The 20,964-nt window shown below is 56.2% G+C and carries 14 protein-coding genes and 2 tRNA genes; 10 read left to right on the forward strand and 6 right to left on the reverse strand.

Features of this window, described 5'->3' with window-relative positions:
- Positions 1–69: 69 nt before the first annotated feature.
- Entirely contained in the window at positions 70–597 is a 528-nt protein-coding gene (locus tag KYK14_RS02030; RefSeq protein ID WP_219156528.1) for an RNA methyltransferase, read from the reverse strand.
- Positions 598–894: 297 nt separating this feature from the next.
- Here KYK14_RS02030 and mutS point away from each other — a divergent pair, with 297 nt between their 5' ends.
- Positions 895–3,570, forward strand: coding sequence for a DNA mismatch repair protein MutS (mutS, locus tag KYK14_RS02035; RefSeq protein WP_219156636.1), 2,676 nt, complete (start codon positions 895–897; stop codon positions 3,568–3,570).
- A 94-nt stretch (positions 3,571–3,664) separates the two neighbouring features.
- On the opposite strand, the gene KYK14_RS02040 is transcribed toward mutS, so the two are convergent.
- The 4 genes from KYK14_RS02040 to KYK14_RS02055 form a co-directional block, all read right to left on the reverse strand.
- On the reverse strand, positions 3,665–5,371 hold the full coding sequence (locus KYK14_RS02040; RefSeq protein WP_219156530.1) for a RagB/SusD family nutrient uptake outer membrane protein: 1,707 nt from the start codon (positions 5,369–5,371) through the stop codon (positions 3,665–3,667).
- 19 nt (positions 5,372–5,390) lie between these two features.
- Positions 5,391–8,588, reverse strand: coding sequence for a SusC/RagA family TonB-linked outer membrane protein (locus tag KYK14_RS02045; protein ID WP_219156532.1), 3,198 nt, complete (start codon positions 8,586–8,588; stop codon positions 5,391–5,393).
- Between the two features lie 237 nt (positions 8,589–8,825).
- Entirely contained in the window at positions 8,826–9,875 is a 1,050-nt protein-coding gene (locus tag KYK14_RS02050; protein ID WP_219156534.1) for a FecR family protein, read from the reverse strand.
- Between the two features lie 125 nt (positions 9,876–10,000).
- The gene (locus KYK14_RS02055; RefSeq protein ID WP_185281510.1) at positions 10,001–10,600 is read right to left on the reverse strand and encodes an RNA polymerase sigma factor; all 600 of its coding nucleotides are present in this window, start codon (positions 10,598–10,600) and stop codon (positions 10,001–10,003) included.
- Positions 10,601–10,974: 374 nt separating this feature from the next.
- On the opposite strand from KYK14_RS02055, the gene KYK14_RS02060 reads away from it, so the two are divergent.
- Positions 10,975–11,050: transfer RNA gene (locus tag KYK14_RS02060), tRNA-Gly, on the forward strand.
- 82 nt (positions 11,051–11,132) lie between these two features.
- Positions 11,133–11,215, forward strand: a tRNA-Leu gene (locus KYK14_RS02065).
- A gap of 65 nt (positions 11,216–11,280) precedes the next feature.
- Here the strand turns inward: KYK14_RS02065 and KYK14_RS02070 are convergent.
- A complete protein-coding gene (locus KYK14_RS02070; RefSeq protein ID WP_219156536.1) occupies positions 11,281–12,318 on the reverse strand; it encodes an LLM class flavin-dependent oxidoreductase in 1,038 nt (345 codons plus the stop codon).
- 230 nt (positions 12,319–12,548) lie between these two features.
- Between KYK14_RS02070 and KYK14_RS02075 the strand changes: the two genes are divergently transcribed.
- The 7 genes from KYK14_RS02075 to KYK14_RS02105 all read left to right on the forward strand — a co-directional run bounded on the left by KYK14_RS02075 (position 12,549) and on the right by KYK14_RS02105 (position 20,885).
- On the forward strand, positions 12,549–12,983 hold the full coding sequence (locus KYK14_RS02075) for a hypothetical protein (RefSeq protein WP_219156539.1): 435 nt from the start codon (positions 12,549–12,551) through the stop codon (positions 12,981–12,983).
- A gap of 148 nt (positions 12,984–13,131) precedes the next feature.
- On the forward strand, positions 13,132–13,380 hold the full coding sequence (locus KYK14_RS22035; RefSeq protein WP_246601640.1) for a heavy metal-binding domain-containing protein: 249 nt from the start codon (positions 13,132–13,134) through the stop codon (positions 13,378–13,380).
- An 88-nt stretch (positions 13,381–13,468) separates the two neighbouring features.
- Entirely contained in the window at positions 13,469–14,749 is a 1,281-nt protein-coding gene (locus KYK14_RS02085; protein ID WP_219156541.1) for an efflux RND transporter permease subunit, read from the forward strand.
- Between the two features lie 187 nt (positions 14,750–14,936).
- Complete coding sequence (locus KYK14_RS02090) at positions 14,937–16,826, forward strand: efflux RND transporter permease subunit (protein WP_219156545.1); 1,890 nt, start codon at positions 14,937–14,939, stop codon at positions 16,824–16,826.
- A 168-nt stretch (positions 16,827–16,994) separates the two neighbouring features.
- Entirely contained in the window at positions 16,995–18,239 is a 1,245-nt protein-coding gene (locus KYK14_RS02095; protein WP_219156547.1) for a TolC family protein, read from the forward strand.
- A 46-nt stretch (positions 18,240–18,285) separates the two neighbouring features.
- Positions 18,286–19,545, forward strand: a complete 1,260-nt coding sequence (locus KYK14_RS02100; protein WP_219156549.1) for a heavy metal-binding domain-containing protein — start codon at positions 18,286–18,288, stop codon at positions 19,543–19,545.
- A gap of 77 nt (positions 19,546–19,622) precedes the next feature.
- Positions 19,623–20,885: an efflux RND transporter periplasmic adaptor subunit gene (locus tag KYK14_RS02105; protein WP_219156551.1), complete on the forward strand. Its 1,263-nt coding sequence runs from the start codon at positions 19,623–19,625 to the stop codon at positions 20,883–20,885.
- Positions 20,886–20,964 lie beyond the last annotated feature (79 nt).

The following is a 20,964-nucleotide window of genomic DNA, read 5'->3' on the forward strand; positions in this document are numbered from 1 at the left end:
AAGGTCCTTCGCTCCGCTCAGGATGACAAACCCTTTTTCAACTCACCATCTCACTACTCACAACTTCACCTACCTCATCTTCGAAATAAAATCCCACAACACCACCCCCGCCGCCACGCTCACGTTCAGGGAATGTTTGGTACCGAATTGTGGGATTTCCACAGCCGCATCGCAGAGGGCCAGCACTTCGTCGTCTACCCCAAATACTTCGTTGCCCATCACCAGCGCATAGCCTTGGCCGGGGGTAGGGGAGAAGGCGGGTAGGGGCTGGCTTTCGGTGGTTTGTTCCACGGCTATTACCTGGTAGCCAGCGGCCTTCAGCTGCTCCACGGCTGCCACAGTGGTAGGTGCGTATTCCCACACCACCGACTCGGTGGAACCTAGTGCCGTTTTGGTGATTTCGCGCTGGGGCGGGCGGCCTGTGATGCCGCAGAGCCAGATTTTCTCCACCGCAAAGGCATCGGCAGTGCGGAAGGCCGCGCCCACGTTGTGCAAGCTGCGCACGTTGTCGAGCACCAGGACAAGGGGGAATTTTTGCGTATTTTTGAAGTCTGCCACCGTCAGTCGGTTCAGCTCTTCCATTGAAAGTTTGCGCATTCGGCAAAGGTAGGAACACGCCGCCGGCTGGCGGGTGTTTGCTGAGTTATTGACAGAAAGGTTGTCATGCTGAGCTTGTCGAAGTATCTCGTTCGCATCGTTGAGTCACTTGCGCAACGTCAGCACGCGAGATGCTTCGACAAGCTCAGCATGATGGTCTGATTACCTGCCCCGCCTACCCCTATTACCCTCGTACTACCCCGCACACCCGTGAAAACGAAATCCGCCGACTCCACTAAGAAGCCTGTCCGCACGCACGGCTCGCTCGGGCCAGCGCCTGTGGCCGATACGCCGCTGATGAAGCAGTATTACCAGCTGAAGCAGCAGCATCCCGGAGCGCTGATTCTCTTCCGGGTAGGTGACTTCTATGAAACATTCGGCGACGATGCCGTGAATGCCTCGCGCATTCTGGACATCGTGCTGACCAAGCGTGGCGCCGGCACGCCCTCGGAGGTGCCACTAGCCGGTTTCCCTCACCACTCCCTCGATACCTACCTGCCTAAGCTGGTGCGCGCCGGCCAGCGCGTGGCCATCTGCGACCAGCTAGAAGACCCCAAGCAAGCCAAGGGACTTGTTAAGCGCGGTATCACGGAGGTAGTAACGCCTGGCGTAAGCATGCACGACAACGTGCTGGAGCGTCGCCGCAACAACTACCTCTGCGCTATTCACTTCGGCAAGCAAGAGGCCGGCATCAGCTTTTTGGACGTAAGTACCGGCGAGTTTTTGGTGGCCCAGGGCGATGCAGCCTACCTCGGCAAGCTGCTGCAAAACTTCACGCCCGCCGAGGTGCTGTTCTGCAAGAAAAGCCGCCGTGAGTTCGAGGAAAACTTTGGCCCCGACTACTGTCACTTCGCCTTGGATGAGTGGGTGTTTGGTTTCGACTATGCCCACGACACGCTCACGCGCCACTTCAATACCGCCTCGCTTAAAGGCTATGGCATTGATAATCTGAAAGAAGGCATCACGGCGGCGGGCTGCATTCTGCACTACCTCGCCGAAACCAAGCACACCGACATTGGTCACATCGGCAGCATTGGTCGTTTGGAGGAAGACAAGTACGTGTGGCTCGACCGCTTCACGGTGCGCAATCTGGAGTTGGTGCACGCCCAGCACCCCGGCGGCGTGCCTCTCATCGACATCCTTGACCAGACCGTGACGCCCATGGGCGCCCGTCTGCTGCGCAAGTGGGTAGTCCTACCGCTAAAGGAGCCCGCCCAAATCCAGCGCCGCCTCGATACGGTGGACGGTTTATTGCAAAACCCTGATCTGCTGGCCGAACTGGACCAATACCTACGCCAGATCAATGACTTGGAGCGCTTGATTTCCAAGGTAGCCGTGCGCCGCATCAACCCGCGCGAGCTGGTACAACTGGCCCGCGCCTTGGAGGCCATCGAGCCCATCCGGGAGTTGCTAGCGGCCTCGGGGTTGCGCGCCCTTCAAAAGCTGGCCGATCAGCTGAACCCCTGCGCGGCCCTGCGCGACGAAATCAAAGCCAAAATCAAAGTTGATGCGCCCTTGCTCATCAACCAGGGCAACGTACTCAACGATGGGGTAGACCCCGAGCTGGACCGTCTGCGCCGCATTGCGTTTTCGGGCAAGGATGAGCTGCTGAACATTCAGCAGCGCGAGCAGCGCAACACCGGTATTTCGTCGCTGAAAGTGGCGTATAACAAGGTGTTTGGCTACTACCTCGAAGTCTCGAACGCGCACAAAAGTAAGGTGCCCACGGAGTGGATTCGCAAGCAAACTCTGGTGAATGCCGAGCGCTATATCACGGAGGAGCTGAAAACCTACGAGGAAACCATTCTGAACGCCGAGGAAAAGCTGTTTTCCCTAGAAATGCAGCTCTATAATGACCTGGTGCTATCAGCGGCCGAGTCGGTGTCCCAAATTCAGCAAAATGCCCGCGCTATTGGTGTCACCGACTGCCTGTCTTCTTTCGCCAACACAGCCCGCCAGCATCGCTATGTGAAGCCTGTAGTGAACGACGGCACCGTGCTCGACATACGCGCCGGCCGCCACCCCGTAATTGAGCGCCAACTACCGGTCGGCGAAGCCTACATTCCCAACGACATCTGCCTCGACCAGGACGAACAGCAAATTGTGGTGATTACCGGCCCCAACATGGCCGGTAAATCGGCCCTGCTGCGGCAAACGGCCCTTATTGTGCTGCTGGCGCAAATCGGCTCTTTTGTGCCCGCCGATGCGGCCACCGTGGGTATCATCGACAAGATTTTCACACGGGTAGGGGCTTCCGACAACCTGAGCAAGGGCGAAAGCACCTTCATGGTGGAGATGACCGAAACCGCGTCCATTCTCAATAATCTATCGGACAGAAGTTTGGTGCTGATGGACGAAATCGGGCGCGGCACCAGCACCTACGATGGCATCAGCATTGCCTGGGCCATTGTGGAACACCTACACAACTCGCCCAAAGCGCGAGCCAAAACGCTGTTTGCTACCCACTACCACGAGCTAAACCAGCTCGCTGACGACTGCCCCCGCGTGCGCAACTACAACGTGGCCGTGAAAGAAGCCGACGGCCGCATTCTGTTTCTGCGGAAGCTACAAGAAGGCGGTTCCGAGCACTCGTTCGGCATTCACGTGGCTCGTATGGCGGGTATGCCCACGGCCGTAGTACTACGCGCCAACGAAATCATGCACCACTTAGAACAGGAGCGCGCCGGCACCGGCCTGGACACGGACGCACCCACCGAGTTCGATGAGGTGCTGGCCGGCCTGGACATCGAGCCGCCTACCCCCGAAACGGGCCGCCGTGCCCCCAAGGCCCAACCCGCCGCGGCCGTGCACAACGCTCCGCGCCCCAGCCTCCAACTCAGCATGTTCGAGCCCGCCGACCCGGCGCTGGAACGCCTGCGCGAACTGCTGGAGAAGCTCGACGTGAACACGCTCACACCCATTGAAGCGCTGCTAAAGCTGAATGAGCTGAAGCTGGCGGCAGGTAGCAAGTAAATAGACGCAAAAAAGCCCCTCGTACGATGTGCAGTACGAGGGGCTTTTGCTTGCTACCCGCTAAGGGGGTAGGCTACCTGATTAGAAAGAAAACCTAGTAGCCAGGGTTTTGCTTGAGTTGCGGCGACACGTTCAGCGCATTCAGCGGAATAGGGTAAATCTTGGTATGGTCGTCGCCATCTGGCGATTTGTCCCACCACGTACCAGTATTGAATTTGCCGAAGCGAATCAGATCAATACGTCGACGGCCTTCCCCAATAAATTCACGGCCCCATTCATCCAGCAACTCTTGCTCGGTAAGAATAGCCCCACCAGTTCCGTACAGGCTAGATGAGCCGGTAGGGTAGTTCCGGCGCCGCACGGTGTTCAGCAGCTCAGCAGCAGCCACTGGGTCACCCGCCCGAAATTTGCATTCGGCCAGCATATAGTGAATTTCTGCTAAGCGTATCTCGGCATAATCTGCTTCGATCTTGTTGGGGTCGGTAGAAGGGTAGAAAGGATACTTTACCATAAAGATGCCTGAGTTTTGGTCGGCATTGTTCATGTCTGACACTTTATTGGCTGGCACCTGGCCGGGCTTTGTGTACTTGAAGAGGCCTACCTGGTCGCGCAAGTACAGCGTGTAACCGCGGGTGCTTTTAATGGTATCCTTGCCGTCGTTATACAGCAGGTATCCCTTCAAAAACATGCCCTCACGAGTGCTATTGCCCAAGTTTTGGTAGTTTTTCAGGCGTACATCATCGGCGTACTTCTGAAACTTTACAAACGGCTTGCCCTGCACGAAGGGGTATTCCTTATTCTCAACATCGTGACCCGGTTGCAAAGCATACCGCGGGTTGCCCCCCCCGAAGTCGGTGAACTTAAAGTAGTTGATAGGAACGTTGTATGGAAGTCCCCAGAAGTACATGCCGCTTGTATATTGCCAGTGCGAGCGGCCAAATGAGCCAGGGAAAGCAAAAATGGTTTCCGATGACTGATCGTTATTCCAGTCGAATGGAGCGTCCCAGCGGCTCTCGATGGCATATGGGCCATACTTGCCACTGATAATGTCCTGACACAGGGTCGCGCAATCAGTGTAGTGGTCCTGGTCAATGTACACTTTGGCATTCAGGTAGAGACGAGCTAATAGGGCGGCCGCGCCCGCCTTGGTCCAGCGGCCCTGAAACTGCGCAGTACCTTGGTCACCCTTAGCGAGTAAGTCTGGCAAGGCCTCTTTCAGCTCTGTTTCAATGAAGGTGAAAGCCTCCTGGGGCGTTGATTGGGGCGGACTTGTCGTTTCCCCTTTCACCTTCGTAACAATCTGAATATTGCGAAACAGGTCCAGCAGTCGCAGATGATACCAGGCCCGCATCACGCGCAACTCCGCAATGAGTTGTTTTTGCTCCGCCACGGTCATATTAAACCGGGCGGGGTCGAGGGCTTGAATATCCTCCAGGGAGTTGGTTGCCAGAACATTGCCTTGGCTTAGGAGCGTCCAGGTGCCATTAATATAGCCCTCTTGGATTGTCCAGGTGTGGTAGTGCGCCCTTGCATACTGCCCGCCGTCAAACCAGTCGCCCTCCCGGTTAGGAGTCATGAGTTGATCAGCGCTTAACTCCTGTAACTGGTAAGGTGCGTCTTGTATCGTGTTGTACCCGTGCTCGAACGTGCGCAAGAAATCACGGTACACGTCGTCTTTAGTTTGCAGAAAGTTGTCGGCCGTAATACGGTCGTACAACGTTTCATCCAGATTCGTGCAACCACTAAACCCAGCAAGTATTACTGCTGCTGAAAGGCCGGCGTATGTTTTAAAATATTTCATAAGAAGCAGAAAGAGGCGTTTATAGACCGAACTGGAGGCCGAATAGAACCTGCGTAGTAGAAGGGTAGTACTGGCGGGTGCCGTTGTTGTCCACATTAAGTGGGATGCCTGGATAAAGCCCGTTGATGGGTATGATGTCGGGGTCGCCCCCGGTGTAGCCCGTTATCGTCAGAACGTTTTTGGAGGCGGCATACAGGCGTAGCGAGCGGGCGTATTTTGACTTAAATTGGAAAGTATAACCAATGCTCACGTTGTCTAGCTTCACGAAGTCGCCCTTTTCTAGGAAGTAGTCCGAGAGCACACTAGTAGTTGTATTGTTGGTAAGCTTAGCATACTTGCTGTCATTATAAGCAGACGTCAGCACGTTGGCATTGGATTGCGTAGACGGTGTGCCCAAGTAGAAAGCCCTGATATTAAATATATCAAAACCCAATACACTTCGAAAGAAGATAGAAGCGTCAAAGTTCTTGTAAGTGAACGTATTGCCTAAGCTCAGCGTGTACTTGGGTAGGCCGTTACCTACCACCTGCCGATCGTCCAAGTTTGCTTGGTTGCCCGGAATGACGGTGCCATCCTTGGAATATACCAGCAGGCGCCCTTGCTCATCGACACCGGCTGACTTTAGCATATAGAATGTACCGATACGTTGTCCTTCTTGTAAACGCTGCGCGTTGCCGGGTGAGCCGGGTGAAGGCAAGCCTACTACATCAATATAGGGTTGGCCTTGGTATGTGTCATTCGAAAAAGAAACAAATTGGTTGCCGTTAGTTGCCCCAGCAAAGGATATAGCGTATTGAAAATCAGGCTTGCTGATGATGGGAGCATTTAACTGCACTTCTACCCCTGAGTTATCCAAAGTACCTACGTTCGCATATGTGCTGGTCTGTGTGTTGGGTGGAATCGGCACTCTGTAGCTACCCAATAGGTCTTTGTTGCGGCGTGTGTAGTAGTTGACGCTACCCGTAAGCTTACTATTGAACAGAGCAAAGTCTACCCCAATATTTAAGCTTTGCGCTTCTTCCCAGCGGAGATTAGCGTTAAGGTTTTGGTTTGGGCCATACACTTGGTAGTACGTGCCATTCAACAAATAATACCCAAAGCCGGTGTAAGTATTAAGCGAAAGGTAATTGCCGAAATCCTGGTTGCCAGTCACACCATAGTCGGCCCGTAGCTTCAGATCATTGATCCATTCCTGGCCGTCCAGAAAAGACTCTTCCCCAATGCGCCATCCTATTGATACCGCTGGAAAATTACCCCACTTGTTATCGGTACCAAACCTTGTTGAACCCTCGTGGCGCAAACTGGCAGACAAAAGGTATTTATCTTTGAAAGAATAATTGACGCGGCCGAAGAAGGCAATTAGCTTGGAGTCGTTCTTATAGCTACTGGCATCGTTACGCCCAGCTACTTGCCCATATAGGCCAGTGCCAATGTTGTTGTACGTGAAAGCATCTGATGGGAAGTCACGGTTGTAGATAGCGTTGCCTTCCGCCGAAAAGTATTGGTAGGAATAACCGGCTAGGGCCTGCAAAGCATGCTCTCCAACGTTGAGGGCATAATTTCCAGTCCACTCCAAACTTTGCTGGTCGTAGCGATTATAGTTGCGCTCGGCCGAGTTCATGCCCCCGTCGTTCTGTAGAGCGAACGTAGAAGTAGAAGGCCGGAAGAAGAAGTCGAAATAGTCGGTGGTAAAGCGTCCGTAAGTTACCTGTGTGTTCAGCTTCGGCAGGATATTCAGCTTGAAAGTGGCGTCGTAGTTCAGGATTTTTCCTTCCGTACCGTCCAATTCTGTTTGCAGGCGCTCTGCCGGGTTGAAGCGGCCATCAAATCCACTTTGAATATTGTAGTAGCGGGTTGGGTCATCCGGATTTCGCACCGGAATAGTAGGGTTCAGCGTCAGGGCTTGCTCAAAGCTGCTGTAATCGGCGTTGCGGGACGTGAAGTAGCGAGGCGCAAAGTTCAGCCCAATAGAGTAGAGCTTACTGGGCGCATCGTGGTTTAAGGAAATACGGGCACCGTACTCTTGCCGACCCGAGCGTACGTCAATGCCCTTGGCATTGCGATAGTCGAGTGTAGCTCGGTAATTACTGTTATCGGAACCGCCCGACGCAGTAAGGGTATGCTTATTCGAAAAAGCGTGGTTTCGGGAAACTGCGTTTAGCCAGTTCGTTCGACCGCCGTAATCCGTACCGCGCTCTTGTGCCAAAAATTCCTCGGGAGAAAGCACCTTAGGTTGCAAGGTGGCATAGTCGAAGGTAGCGTACGTGTTGTAGTCTAGCGTGTTATTCTTTGTGCCCTTCTTTGTGGTGACCACAATCACGCCGTTGCTACCCCGTGTGCCGTAGATAGCAGATGCGGCACCGCCCTTCAGTACATCAATAGATTCGATATCGTTTTGGTTGATGTTTTCCAGATTGCCGCCTGGCACGCCGTTAATCACAATGAGCGGACCTAAGCCGGCATTCCGCGACGAAACGCCACGCAGCTGAATGCTTGGTTGCGAGTTTGGGTCGGCGGCCGAGGTGTTGGCAATAGTCAGACCCGCTACCTTGCCTTGCAACGCCGTCAGCGGGTTGATGGCGGCCACCGTCAGCAGCTCCTTGCTATCGATGTGGGTGATGGTGCTGGTTACTTCTTTTTTATCGAGGGTGCCGTAGCCCACTACTACCACGTTGTCAAGCGACTGGCTATTTTCCTGCAAGGAAACGCGCAAGGTTGTAGTGGCCTCCTGCACCGTCACTTCCTGCGGGTTATAGCCGATAAAGCTGAAAGATAGCACGCTACCCTGCGGCACCGTCAACGAGAAGTTGCCGTCGGCATCAGTAGTGGTGCCAGTGGTGGTTCCTTTCACTACCACCGTTACGCCGGGCAGGCCCTGGCCGTTAGGCTGCGTTACGCGGCCCGATACGGGTACGTCGGCGACGCTGGCGCTAGTCTCAAGTGGTGCGTGGCTTAGAATCACGCGGCCTTTGCGCACCTCAAACTGCGCCTTGCGCGGAGCAAGCAACTCATTCAGGACCTTCTCTAATGGCTCGTCTGTCACCCGCAGGGTTACCCGCCGGCTAGAGCCGATAAGCTGTGGGCTATAGACGAAGTGTACGTCTAGTTGCTTTTCAAGCTGTTTCAGCACCGATTCAATCGTTTGCGATTCCGCTTGAAACGAAACGTGACGTTCCAGAACTACTTGCTGCGCCACAGCTGGGCGAGCAGTGGCCATAGTAGTCAGCGGAAAAGCTAAGGCAGATTGAATCGCTAGTATCCGGAGAGGATATCCAAAACGCTTCGAAAGAGGTAAGCGGTTTTTCATAGATAGAAAACGATTGCGGTGGAGAGGTAAAAAAATTATTGTAGTGGTTGTGGGAGTGAGCGCGCTATTGTGCTGCTTAGCAGATAAGCATAGCAGTAATCAGAGGCAACAGAGAAGTGAAAGGCCATTGCGAGTTGTGTCGAAAGCTTAAAGCGTGCAGCCATCACTGTGGAATAGAATTCGAGCATTGTCAGTAGGAGAATAGCTAGCGCCGAGCGCCTTGCTGAGCACATCCAATCTATCGTAGAGCGATTCTGACTCCTGATAGAAAGTAATGGTGATGGTGCAGTTAACTAGCTTGGCTTCATCATATATAATCTCAACTCCGTACGCCTTCTCCAACGCCTGCAATACTTTGCTCACAGGCTGTTTATCAAAGGTGAAGGTCTGTGGAGTAAGGATTGCAGGGTTTTGTACAAGCTGCTTACGCAGCGGGCGCGGCGTTAAAGCCGAATATGCTACCCGCTGGTTGGGCAGCAGTATGATGCCCTCAGCAGCGGGTTGCGCAGGCGTGGCACTCAGGTCGGCGCCGCGGCGTAGTTGCACGGATACGCGGCCCTCGTGCACTGCTACCTCATTCTTATGCCCTGCATAGGCTTTCACCCGGAAGCTGGTACCTAGCACAGTTGTCACTAGCTGATCGGTATAGACCAGGAAGGGCGCATCAGGATTTTTGGCAACCTGAAAAAAAGCTTCGCCCTGCAACCGAACCTCGCGGCGCGGACCCGCAAAACCAGCCCTGTATTGCAGGCTACTGCCTGGGGATAGTGTAACGCGGCTGCCGTCCGCCAGCGCAAGTAACTCAATGTTTTTTCCCTTGTTATGGTGCTGCTTCCACTCAATGGCCGTTGTAGAAGGTACAGGCGCCGATTCCCATTTCTGAGGCAATACGATTGCCAGCGCTACCCCAACTACTAGTAAGGCTGCCGCTACCCAACGCATTACTGGCAGGCGCCAAAGGGAGGTTGAAGGGTGGAGTTCTTTAACCGGAGGCGTATTACTGAGGCTGTCCTGCGTGAGGTGCTCAATCTGTTGCCACATAGCGGCACGCACTTGTTCATGTTGCGTGGGTGGCAAGACCAGATTCTCCGGCTCCCCAAGCTGGTTGCTCCACTGCTCTATCAACGCTCGTTCGCCGGGCCGGCTGGTGCCGTCGAGGTAGCGTTGGAGCAACTCTTCAAATTCAGCTTCAGTCATAAGAATAAGCCCGAGGTAAGCGTCTAAAAAGGAAGACGCCTATCTCGGGCTTACCCCTAAAGAGGAGGCAAACTTTTTTCAAGCAACTACGCCAGGTAGTATGGGCTTGTATACACAATTGCTTTTCAGCGAATAAAAAACAGGAGGGGCGCCAGCATAACCATGAACTCCCGCAAGTATAGGCGTAACAGCTTCAACGACTTAGTCAAATGATACTCTACTGTTTTAGACGTAACCCCCAAATGCGTTGCTATTTCCTCTACGGATTGGTGCTCCAATCGGCTCAGTTGGAACACTTGCTTTGATTTTTCGGGCAGGAGTTCTACACCTCGCAGGAAAGCGGCCGTTAAATCACTGGCAGCCAGCGCTTCTTCAGTTTCGTGCGTCGTCTCAATTTGTACGGTATGGCAGTAGGCTGCGTAGTGCGTTCGGACTCGATAAGCTCGAATGTAGCTTAGTACCCGATGGTTGATGGCTGCCAGCAAATAATGGTCTAGCTGTGCAATGGTCTGTTCGGCCCGCTTGTGCCAGAGAGCGGCAAACAACTCCTGTACTAATTCCTCTGCCGTTTCTCGCGATTTTAACTTTCGGTAAGCCAATGAGAATACCCGGTACCAGTACCGTTCATACACTTCAGCAAAAGCTCCCCGGTTGTCTAAGGCTACTGCTTGCAATAAAGCAGCATCGGTCCAAGAAGCATAAAACCGGATAGGTGGAGAACTCACAAATAGAGAGGAGGAAGAGAAAAGTACGGAGAGAGATAAGGTGGTATTATAAATATACTGATTTATAATAAAATAGTAATACTGTTAAATGCAGCTTAGACACTGTAAATACTGGCTATTCGGAAAGCATAGAATACATGAACTCAATACATATCTATAACGATATGTATTGGCGACGCGTGGATACGCAGATAGTAGGAGAGAATTTTCAAGCACTTCTTTACATTTTTGGAAAATTTTTCTGCTTGAAAATCAGCTGAAAACAGCTTTTTTGAAGTGAAATAGAAGGTTTTTTTACAGCAGGCGCTTGACTTCAGAAATTCTTCTTCTACCTTTGTCACATCAAAACGCCGGTAACGGTGTTGAGACTAAAAGCGAGAGTAGCTCAGTTGGTAGAGCGCGACCTTGCCAAGGTCGAGGTCGCGAGTTCGAACCTCGTCTCCCGCTCCAAACAAAAAGACGTTGCTTTACCAGCAGCGTCTTTTTTGTTTGCACGTAGTAAGTATTGTTGCTGTTAGGTATAACTGCTTGAGCCAGAGTGGTGTAATGGTAGCCACGAGGGACTTAAAATCCCTTGTCTTCACGGACGTACGGGTTCGAGTCCCGTCTCTGGTACTAGTAAAAAAAGCCCTTTCATTTTTCAATGAAAGGGCTTTTTTGTATCGCTTCTTCTACTGTTCCTAACCTGCTACTGCGTCAAGCGGCTGGCGAGTCACTATCTGAAGCGCATCGGCAAGCAACTGGTAGGAGTATACGCGCGCTTCGTGGTCGAAGATATTGGAGACGGCCATCAGCTCGTTGACTTGCGTGCGGTCAACGAATTCTTGAAGCTCTGCTTGTAGCGTAGCTTTGCCGCCAATGAAGGAGTAGGCCAACATCTGCTCGACCATGTGCTGCTGGGCCGGTGACCAGAAGGGCTGCATGTTTTTCACGGGCAGTTGTAGCGGGGCGGGATGGCCGGCTACCACGCTCAGCATAAAGCGCTGCAAGGAAGTAGATAGCCACTGGGCCTGGTCATCGGTGTCGGCGGCTATTACGTTCACGCAGGCAATAACGTAGGGTGCGGCCAGCGTAGCAGAAGGTCGGAACTGCTGTCGGTAGATCTCTAGGGCGGGCAGTAGCTGTGCCGGTGCAAAGTGGCTGGCAAAGGCGTAGGGTAGGCCCAATTCTGCTGCTAGGTAGGCGCTATCGGTGCTGGAGCCTAAGATGTAGATCGGGATGTCGAGGCCCTCGCCGGGCATGGCGCGCACGGGGCTGGAGCTATTGGAAGCAGAGAAATAGGTTTGTAGCTGCTGAATATCGCGCGGAAAATCCTGCACGGCCCCAAAGCGGCTGCCCCGAATGGCTTGAGCCGTGCGTTGGTCGGTGCCGGGGGCGCGGCCCAGGCCCAGATCGATGCGGCCCGGATACAGCGAGGCCAGCGTACCCATTTGCTCGGCCACTACCAGCGGCGCATGGTTGGGTAGCATAATGCCGCCCGAGCCTACCCGTAGGGAGGTAGTACCCCCAGCAATGTGACCAATCAGAATAGGTGGCGCTGAGCTGGCTACGCTCACCATATTGTGGTGCTCGGAAAGCCAGTAACGGGTATACCCCATGGCCTCTACCTGCTGGGCCAGGTGCAGGCTATTGCGGAATGTGTCGGTAGGCGTGCTTCCGGCAAGGATGGGCGCCAGATCCAGCACGGAAAAAGCAACGGAAGAAGTATCGGCTGTCATAATTCGGAAGGAAAAGGAGGCTGGCGGACGGCATCCGAATAGGACCGCAGGCAAAGCCTCATGAAGGTTGTACCTGCTCAACAAAAAAGAGGCGCTACCGGTTGCCTGAAACGCTACGAGGCTGGATGTAGCCAAAGAGCTGTACCACGCCAGCACGATTCCATACCTGCACAACCGGAACGACTTGCCTATCTTTGCGGTTGAGTACCGGGCGCTACCCCGCACACCCTATGTTCCAACTCTCTGCCCTTACGCGACGCCTGACGGCGGCTACTTTTCTGGTAGCCTTCCTCAGCATGTTCGCGGGGCGGTGCTTCTGCGGCCCGGTAAGCAGTGAGGTGAAAGCACCCAAGATGACGTGCTGCACCAAGATGGCCGGCAAGCAGTGCGAGGGGATGAGCAAGACAGGTCATCCGTCTGGCAGCCCCGACAAGTCGGATTGCGAGACACCGGTAAAAGCCTTTTTTGCCGCGCTAGCCGGCCCGCCCAGCCACGGTGTGAGCGTCGATGCGCCGCTGTGGATGGTGCTGCCGCCTACCTTCAACTTTGAGTTTGCGCGCTACGTGCGCTGGGAGCAAGCCCGGCCGGTAGCCTTGGTGCCCCGGCGGCACCTGAAGCCGAAGATTCCGGATATCCGGGTCTTTACCCATTCCTTGACTATTTAAGGTCGATTTCGCACGCGCTGCCGCCGTGGGTTTAGCTCTGCTATGCCCGCGGCGGCAGCGCGTTTTTGTGCGCTAAGACGCTGTAGCAAGTAGGCGCTGTACGGCCTCCCTTTTCACGTTTCTCATTCACTTTCAACCTTTTTCACTTATGCTGATAAAATCTGCCTTCCTTTCTTTCGTGGCCGCTGGCCTATTCCTCGTGAGCAGCTGCGGCGCTGATAACAAGCCTGTAACGGTAGGCGCCGAAGGCCCTGGCGACAACATGGAAACCACCACAACCGATACCACGACTACCCCCGCTACCGCCGGAGCTTACGTGTGTCCCATGCACCCCGAAGTGACCAGCGACAAGCCCGGTGACTGCCCCAAGTGCGGCATGGCCTTGGTGAAGCAATAAGGTAGCCACTGGCTGATAGCTGCTAGCTATTGGCTTCTGTTCAACAAAAAGCTGATAGCCATCAGCTGGTAGTCAACAGCTCAAAAACATGGTAGAAAAGCTGATTTCGCTTTCGTTGCGCAACCGGGTGCTGGTGCTGCTGCTGGCAGCAGGGCTGTTTGGGTGGGGCGTATACGCCCTGCGCCGCAACCCCATCGACGCCATTCCGGACCTCTCCGAAAACCAGGTGATTGTGTTTACGGAGTGGAGCGGGCGTAGTCCGCAGGTGCTGGAGGACCAGGTGACCTACCCGTTGGTATCGAACCTACAGGGGATTCCGAAGGTGCGCAATATCCGGGGCGCATCGATGTTTGGGATGAGCTTTGTGTACCTGATTTTTGAGGATGAGGTAGACCTATACTGGGCCCGCTCGCGGGTGTTGGAGCGCCTCAATTACGCCCAGCGCTTACTGCCCCAGGGCGTGACGCCTACCCTCGGTCCTGATGGGACGGGGGTAGGCCATGTGCTCTGGTACACCCTGAAAGCGAAGGGCATGGACCTGGGCGAACAGCGCGCCTTGCAGGATTGGTACGTGAAGTTTGCCCTGCAAACGGTGCCCGGCGTGAGCGAAGTGGCCTCGTTTGGCGGCTTTCAGAAGCAGTACCAAATCACCCTCGACCCCACCAAGCTCAACTACTACCGCATCCCGCTGCCCGACGTGCTGCGGGCCGTGCGCGCCAACAACAACGACGTGGGTGGGCGCAAGTTTGAGATGAGCGACATGGGCTACATCGTGCGCGGGCTGGGCTACATCGAGAATATCCAGGATGTGGAGAACATACCCGTGGGCACCTACCAGTCTACCCCCATCCGCATCAAGGACGTGGCCACCGTGCAAATGGGCGGCGACCTGCGCCTGGGCATCTTCGACGTGAATGGCGAGGGCGAAGCCGTGGGCGGCATCGTGGTGATGCGCTACGGCGAAAACGCCGACAACGTCATCAACGCCGTGAAAGCCAAGATGCAGGAGGTGGAAAAAGGCCTGCCGCCGGGCGTGACGTTCGACATTGCCTACGACCGGAGCACGCTCATCGAACGGGCCATTGCCTCGGTGCGCGGCACGCTGGTAGAGGAAATGGTGACGGTGTCGCTCATCGTGCTATTGTTCCTGTTCCACGCCCGCAGCGCGCTTATCATCCTCATTCAGGTGCCGCTGTCCATTGCCATAGCCTTTATTCTGCTGGAAGCCTTCGGCGTGTCGTCCAATATCATGTCGCTCACTGGCATTGCGCTGGCCATTGGGGTGATTGTGGACGACGGTATTGTGGTGGTGGAAAACGCCTACCGGCAGTTGTCGGAAGCGCAACAGGCGGAAGAGGCTACAAGCTAGAAAACTAGAGCTAGCTCCCCTCCTTTTTCAAGGAGGGGGTAGGGGGGGGTAAAAGTCGTCAGAACAACAAACTACAAACTAGCTCTAGCACCGTGCAAACCAGTTTTACCACCCCCTACCCCCTCCTTGAAAAAGGAGGGGAGCTAGCCTTAGCTCTAGCTAAAATTTTATAGATCAGTATTTTAAAATGACCACCGAAGAACGCAACCGAATCATTGAGCGGGCCTGCCAGCAGGTGGGGCCGGGCGTGTTCTACTCGTCCATTATCATCGTGGTGTCGTTTCTGCCGGTGTTTTTGCTCACGGGGCAGGAGGGCAAGCTGTTCGCGCCCCTGGCCTGGACCAAGACGTTTATCCTGCTGGTCGATGCCTTTGTGGCCATTACGGTGGGGCCGGTGCTGGTGAGCTTCCTACTGAAAGGCAAGCTGAAGCCGGAGGGTAGCAACCCAGTAGGGCGGGCGTTGGAGCGCGTGTACGCGCCGGTGCTGGCCTGGTGCCTACGCTGGCGCAAAACCACGTTGGGCCTCAACATCGTGGCCCTGCTCATCAGCATTCCGATGCTCCTGAGCCTGGGCACCGAGTTTATGCCACCGCTCGATGAGGGTAGCATCCTGTTCATGCCCGTGACCCTGCCCGACGTGTCGAACCAGGAGGTGAAGCGCATTTTGCAGGTACAGGACCGCATTATCAAGCAAACGCCGGAGGTGGCGCACGTGCTGGGCAAGGCGGGTAGGGCCAACACGGCCACCGACAACTCGCCGCTGTCGATGATTGAAACCATCATCCTGCTAAAACCCCGCGACGAGTGGCGTGCCGGCATGACCAAGGCCAAAATCGTGGACGAGCTGAACCAGAAACTCCAGATTCCGGGCGTGGTGAACGGCTGGACCCAGCCCATCATCAACCGCATCAACATGCTTTCCACCGGTATCCGGACGGATGTGGGCGTGAAGGTGTACGGCCAAAATCTGGATTCTATCTACCGGCTTTCCACCCGCATCCGGCAGCAGTTGGCGGGTATTGAGGGGGTGAAGGACCTGTACGTGGAGCCCATTACGGGCGGCAAGTACCTCGATATCAAGGTGAAAAAAGAAGAAATTGGGCGCTACGGGTTGAGCGTAGACGACGTGAACCTGCTGGTGGAATCTGCCCTGGGGGGCATGGAGCTGACTACTACCATCGAGGGTAGGCAGCGCTTCAGCGTGAATGCGCGCTTTGCCCAGGACTTCCGTAACAGCCTACCTGCCTTGCAGCGCCTGCAAGTGCAAACGGCCAGCGGCCCCATCCCGCTGTCATCGGTGGCCGATATCCGGATTGCGGAAGGGCCGCCCATGATCAACTCCGAAAACGCCCTGCTACGCGGTACCGTGTTATTCAACGTGCGCGACCGGGACCTGGGGGGCACCGTGGCCGAAGCCCGCCAGCGCCTCGAAACCATGATGGGCAAGCTGCCGAAAGGCTACTTCTTGGATTGGAGTGGGCAGTACGAAAACCAGCTCCGCGCCACCCAAACCCTCAAGCTGATTCTGCCGCTGGTGCTGGCCATCATTTTCGGGGTGCTCTATTTCACGTTCGGCTCGCTGAAGGAAGCCTTTTTTAACCTCGTGACAGTGCCGTTTGCGCTGATTGGCGGCGTGTTCATCGTGTATTTCTACGACGTGAATCTGTCGGTAGCGGTAGCGGTGGGCTTTATCGCGCTGTTTGGGTTGGCCGTGGAAACCAGCATCCTGATGGTGATTTACCTCAACGAAGCCATGCAGAAGCTGGTGGCCGAAAAAGGCAACTCCCGCGACACCATCACGCCCGCCGACATCCGCGGGGCCGTGATGGCCGGCGCCGCCCAGCGCCTACGCCCCAAAATCATGACGGTTTCGGTGTCCTTATTCGGGCTGGTGCCGGTGCTGTGGTCCACGGGGGTAGGGTCTGATGTAATGCTGCCCATTGTGCTCCCGCTGATTGGCGGCGTGTTCACGTCCTCTATTCACATTCTACTGGTCACGCCAGTGGTGTTCGAGATGACCAAGGAATACGAATTGCGCAAACATGGCCGCATGGAAATCCCAGTGGCCCGGCATTGATGGAAAGAAGTAAGAACGTCATGCTGAGCGCAGCGGAGCGAAGCCGAAGCATCTCGCTCGCATGCTGATGGCAGATAGTAATTACCAGGAGCACGCGAGATGCTTCGGCTTTGCTCTGTTGCGCTCAGCATGACCGCCTTTTTTTCTGCATTTCAGACGATTGTATATATGAAACGCTTCCTGCTTTTCTTGCTTTTCCTACCCCTCACCACCCAGGCCCAACTGCCGGAGGTGTTGCCGCTGGACACCATCCTGGCCAGGGTAGAGCGCGTGCACCCGCGCCTGCGCCAGTACGACGCCCAAGCTAAAGCCGCCGACGCCTACGCCGCCGGCGCGCGGGTGTGGATGGCGCCCAGGGTAGGCGCTGGGCCGTTTATGGTGCCGTATAGTGCCAACCGGCGCGGCGAGGACATGGGAATGCAGTCGGGCGGCTCGGTGATGGTGATGGCCGAGCAGGGCCTCCCGAACCGCGCCCGCCAGCGGGCCAACGAAAGCTACCTGCGCAGCCAAGCCAACGTGGACCGCGAAACCCGCGCCTACACGCGCAACCAGCTCCGCGCCGATGTGAAGCAGAACTATTACGACTGGCTGATGCTACAAAAGAAGCTGCACGTGCTGGAAAAAACCGAGCGCCTGATGGAGTTTGCGCTTCGTAGCATCGAGCTGCGGTACAAATACGGCGGCGAAAAACTCAGCGACGCCTACCGCGCCCAGGCCGCGCTTCAGTTGCACCACGTGGAGGAAATGGAGCTGGAAGGCCAGCTGAAAGAGCGCCGCGCCAACCTGAACACCCTGCTGGTGCGCGACCCGCAAACCCTATTCTACATCGACACCACCTACCACCTGCGCGCCCTCGACCGCAGCCTCGACACCACCGAGCTGGCCCAGGCCCGCAGCGACGTGCGCGCCCTGGATCAGTCGCTGGTACGCAACCAGTTGCAGCAGCAACTGGAGCGCACCGCCGCCCGGCCTGAGTTTGCCGTACAGGCCCAGCACATGCAGGGGCTGGGCAGCATGCCCAACCAGTACACGGTGCTGGGTACCATGTCGGTGCCGTTTGTGCCGTGGGCCTCGCGCCAGTACAAGGCCAATGTGGCGGGCATGCAGCTAGAGGCCCAGGCCCTGCGCGAGCAACGCGCTGATTTGCTGATCCAAGCGGCCGGCAAAGTAGAAGCGCTGAACGCCCGCCGGCGCGCCCAGTACGAGCAGGTACTCTTATATAAGGAGAATGTGCTGCCGGCCGTGCTCAAAAGCTACCGCGCTACCCTGCTGGCCTATGAGCAAAACACCGAAACCTTCTCGGCGGTGCTGCAAGCCTGGGAAACCCTGCGCAACACCCGCCTCGCCGCCGTGGACCAGGAGCAGCAATTGTTGCAGCTACAGGTGGAGTTTGAGCGCGAACAGGAACAGTAGGGGCGCGTCGTACGCGCCCATCGTTGCACGATTTTGATTGAAAAAAATGGTCTATCTAGTTGATTTTATGATGCGAACGGGTAGGCGCGCGCAACGCGTTTCTACCGCCTTGCTCCTGTTGCTACTGGTTGCCGGCTGCTCCACCAAACAGCCCCATGAGCACACCCACGCCACAGCCGAAGAATACTACACCTGCCCCATGCACCCCGAGGTGGTGCAAGACAGCCCCGGCAAGTGCCCGGTATGCGGCATGTTCCTGGTGAAGAAAACCACCGGCCCGGCCGTTGACGCCGATACCAGCGCCCTCCCCACGCCCGCCAGCAGTGCCGCCACCCCCACCGACGTGCAACTGGTGCACCCTACCACCGGCGCAGAAACGACCACCATCACTGCCCCCGGCGTCATCAGCTACGACCCGCGCCAGTTCGAGCGGGTGTCGGCGAGGGTAGGGGGGCGCATCGAGCGGCTGTACGTGCGCTACCGCTTTCAACCGATAAAAAAGGGGCAAAGGCTCTACGATATTTACAGCCCGGAGCTGCTAACGGAGCAGCAGAATTTGCTTTTTATCTTGAAAAATAAGCCCGTTAACGAGGCGTTGCTGACGGCCTCACGACGCAAGCTGGAGCTACTAGGCCTGACAACCGGACAGGTGCAGGCCATTGAGAAAAGCGGCCGGCCGCAGCTGCGCATCAGCGTCTATAGCCCGGCCAATGGCTACGTGACGGAGGTAGAGGCTGCAGCTGAGGCTGACGGTGCATTGGAGCAAGCCGGTCCGCTGGGCATCCAAGAGGGCGACTACGTGCAAACCGGCCAGCCCGTGTTGCAACTCATCAATACCACTACGGTGTGGGCGTTGCTGCAAGTGTATGCCGCCGATTTGGCGCACGTGCAGCCTGGCCAAGCCGTAGAAATTACGCTGAATGATGCGCCCCAAGCCGCGCCGCGCCAGGGCAAGGTAGCGCTGGTAGAACCGCTCATTACCAGCAGCGCACCTACAGCTACGGCCCGCGTCTACCTATCAAACAGCGAGCAACAGCTCAAAATCGGGCAGCTTGTAACGGGCCAAATTCAACCCGCCACGCAAGCCACAGGGCTATGGGTGCCCGCAGCGGCCGTCCTCGACCTGGGCACCCGGCAAGTTGTGTTCCGGCAACAAGACAATCAGCTACAGCCCGTAGCGGTGGTAACGGGTGCCCGCACCGGCAACCAGGTACAAATCACGCGCGGCCTGACTGCTAAGGACCAGATAGCCGCTAACGCGCAGTACCTAACAGATAGTGAGAGTTTTATCGAACCGGTTCTATAACTGAAGTTCTGCAAGACCTTTTCGTCAGAACACTGCGAACCTCTGCGCCTATCTCCGCGAACCTCTGCGAGAAAAACATGAAATACACGCTGCTTCTACTGCTATTCTTCGTGGCCTGCCGTCAAGCCACGCCAGAGGCCGATTCTGCTACAGTGCCCGAAGCTGACCCCACGCCCAACCCAGCGCTGGCTGCCACGGCGGAATCCTACTACACCTGCTCCATGCACCCGCAAATCCACGAGGACGAGCCCGGCGACTGCCCCATCTGTGGCATGGACCTCATCAAAGTGCAGCACCAGTCGGGCACTACCACGGCGCGCACTATCCGGCTCAGCGCCGAGCAGGTGCGCCTGGGCGGTATCAAGGTGAGAAAGGTAGGCGAGCAGCCAATGGCTACTGCGGCGGCCGGTACCGGCCTGGCGCTCACGGGCCGCGTGGTGCCCAACCCCGAAAACCTAACCCAAGTGAGCGCCCGCGTGCCCGGCCGCATCGAGCGGCTCTACGTGCGCAACCCTGGCGAAACCGTGCGCGCCGGCGCGCCGCTGTTTGCGCTCTACAGCGAAGAATTGCAGAAGGCGCAGCTGGATTTTCTGCTCGCCACCGCCCAACAGCGCGAGCTGTCCGGCGCCGATAACATCGACTACGCTCCGCTGGTGGCCGCTGCGCGCAACCGGTTGCAGCTCTGGGGTTTCACGTCGAATCAGCTGCGGCAATTACTTCGGGCTGGCAAGCCGCTAAACCCGGTGCCATACTTCAGTTCAAAAAGCGGCGTAGTGCAGGAAGTAGCCTTGCGTGAGGGCGACTACGTGCAGGAAGGCACGCCCATCTTCTCTCTCGTCGACCTGAGTACAGTGTGGGTGGAAGCGCAGCTTTACGCCACCGATGCCGCCGTGCGCGCCGGGCAGCCGGTTACAGTCACGTTTCCGTCGTTGCCGGGTAGGGAGGTGACGGGGCGCGTGAGCTTTGTGAATCCTGAGCTGGCCGATAGCAAAGTAACCTTGGTGCGCGTGGTCCTACCCAACCCGCAACGCGCCTACACGCCAGGCTTGCAAGCCGTGGTGCGCATGGCCCCTACCTCACCCCAAGCCCCAGCGGCAGTAGGCGCACTACGCGTGCCTATGGCTGCCGTGTTGCAGGAGCAAGCCGGCAGCAGCCTGTGGGTGCGCCTACCCAATGGCAGCTATGAGAACCGCGAAGTAGAACTTGGTAAGCAGACAGGTAGGCAAGTCGAAATTCTCTCGCACCTGACAGCCGGGGAAGAGGTAGTGGTAGATGGGGCCTACCTACTGCACAGCGAGTATATCTTGCAGAAGGGTGCCTCCCCACTGACAAGGCAGTAAAGACACAAAAAGCGTGTCTAGTCGTTAGCTCCATTGTTGCGCATCTTCCGCTGAATCCTGACAGGGTTGGCTACCGCTG

Origin of the sequence: Hymenobacter profundi (genome assembly GCF_019334315.1) — a bacterium.
GTDB lineage: Bacteria > Bacteroidota > Bacteroidia > Cytophagales > Hymenobacteraceae > Hymenobacter > Hymenobacter profundi.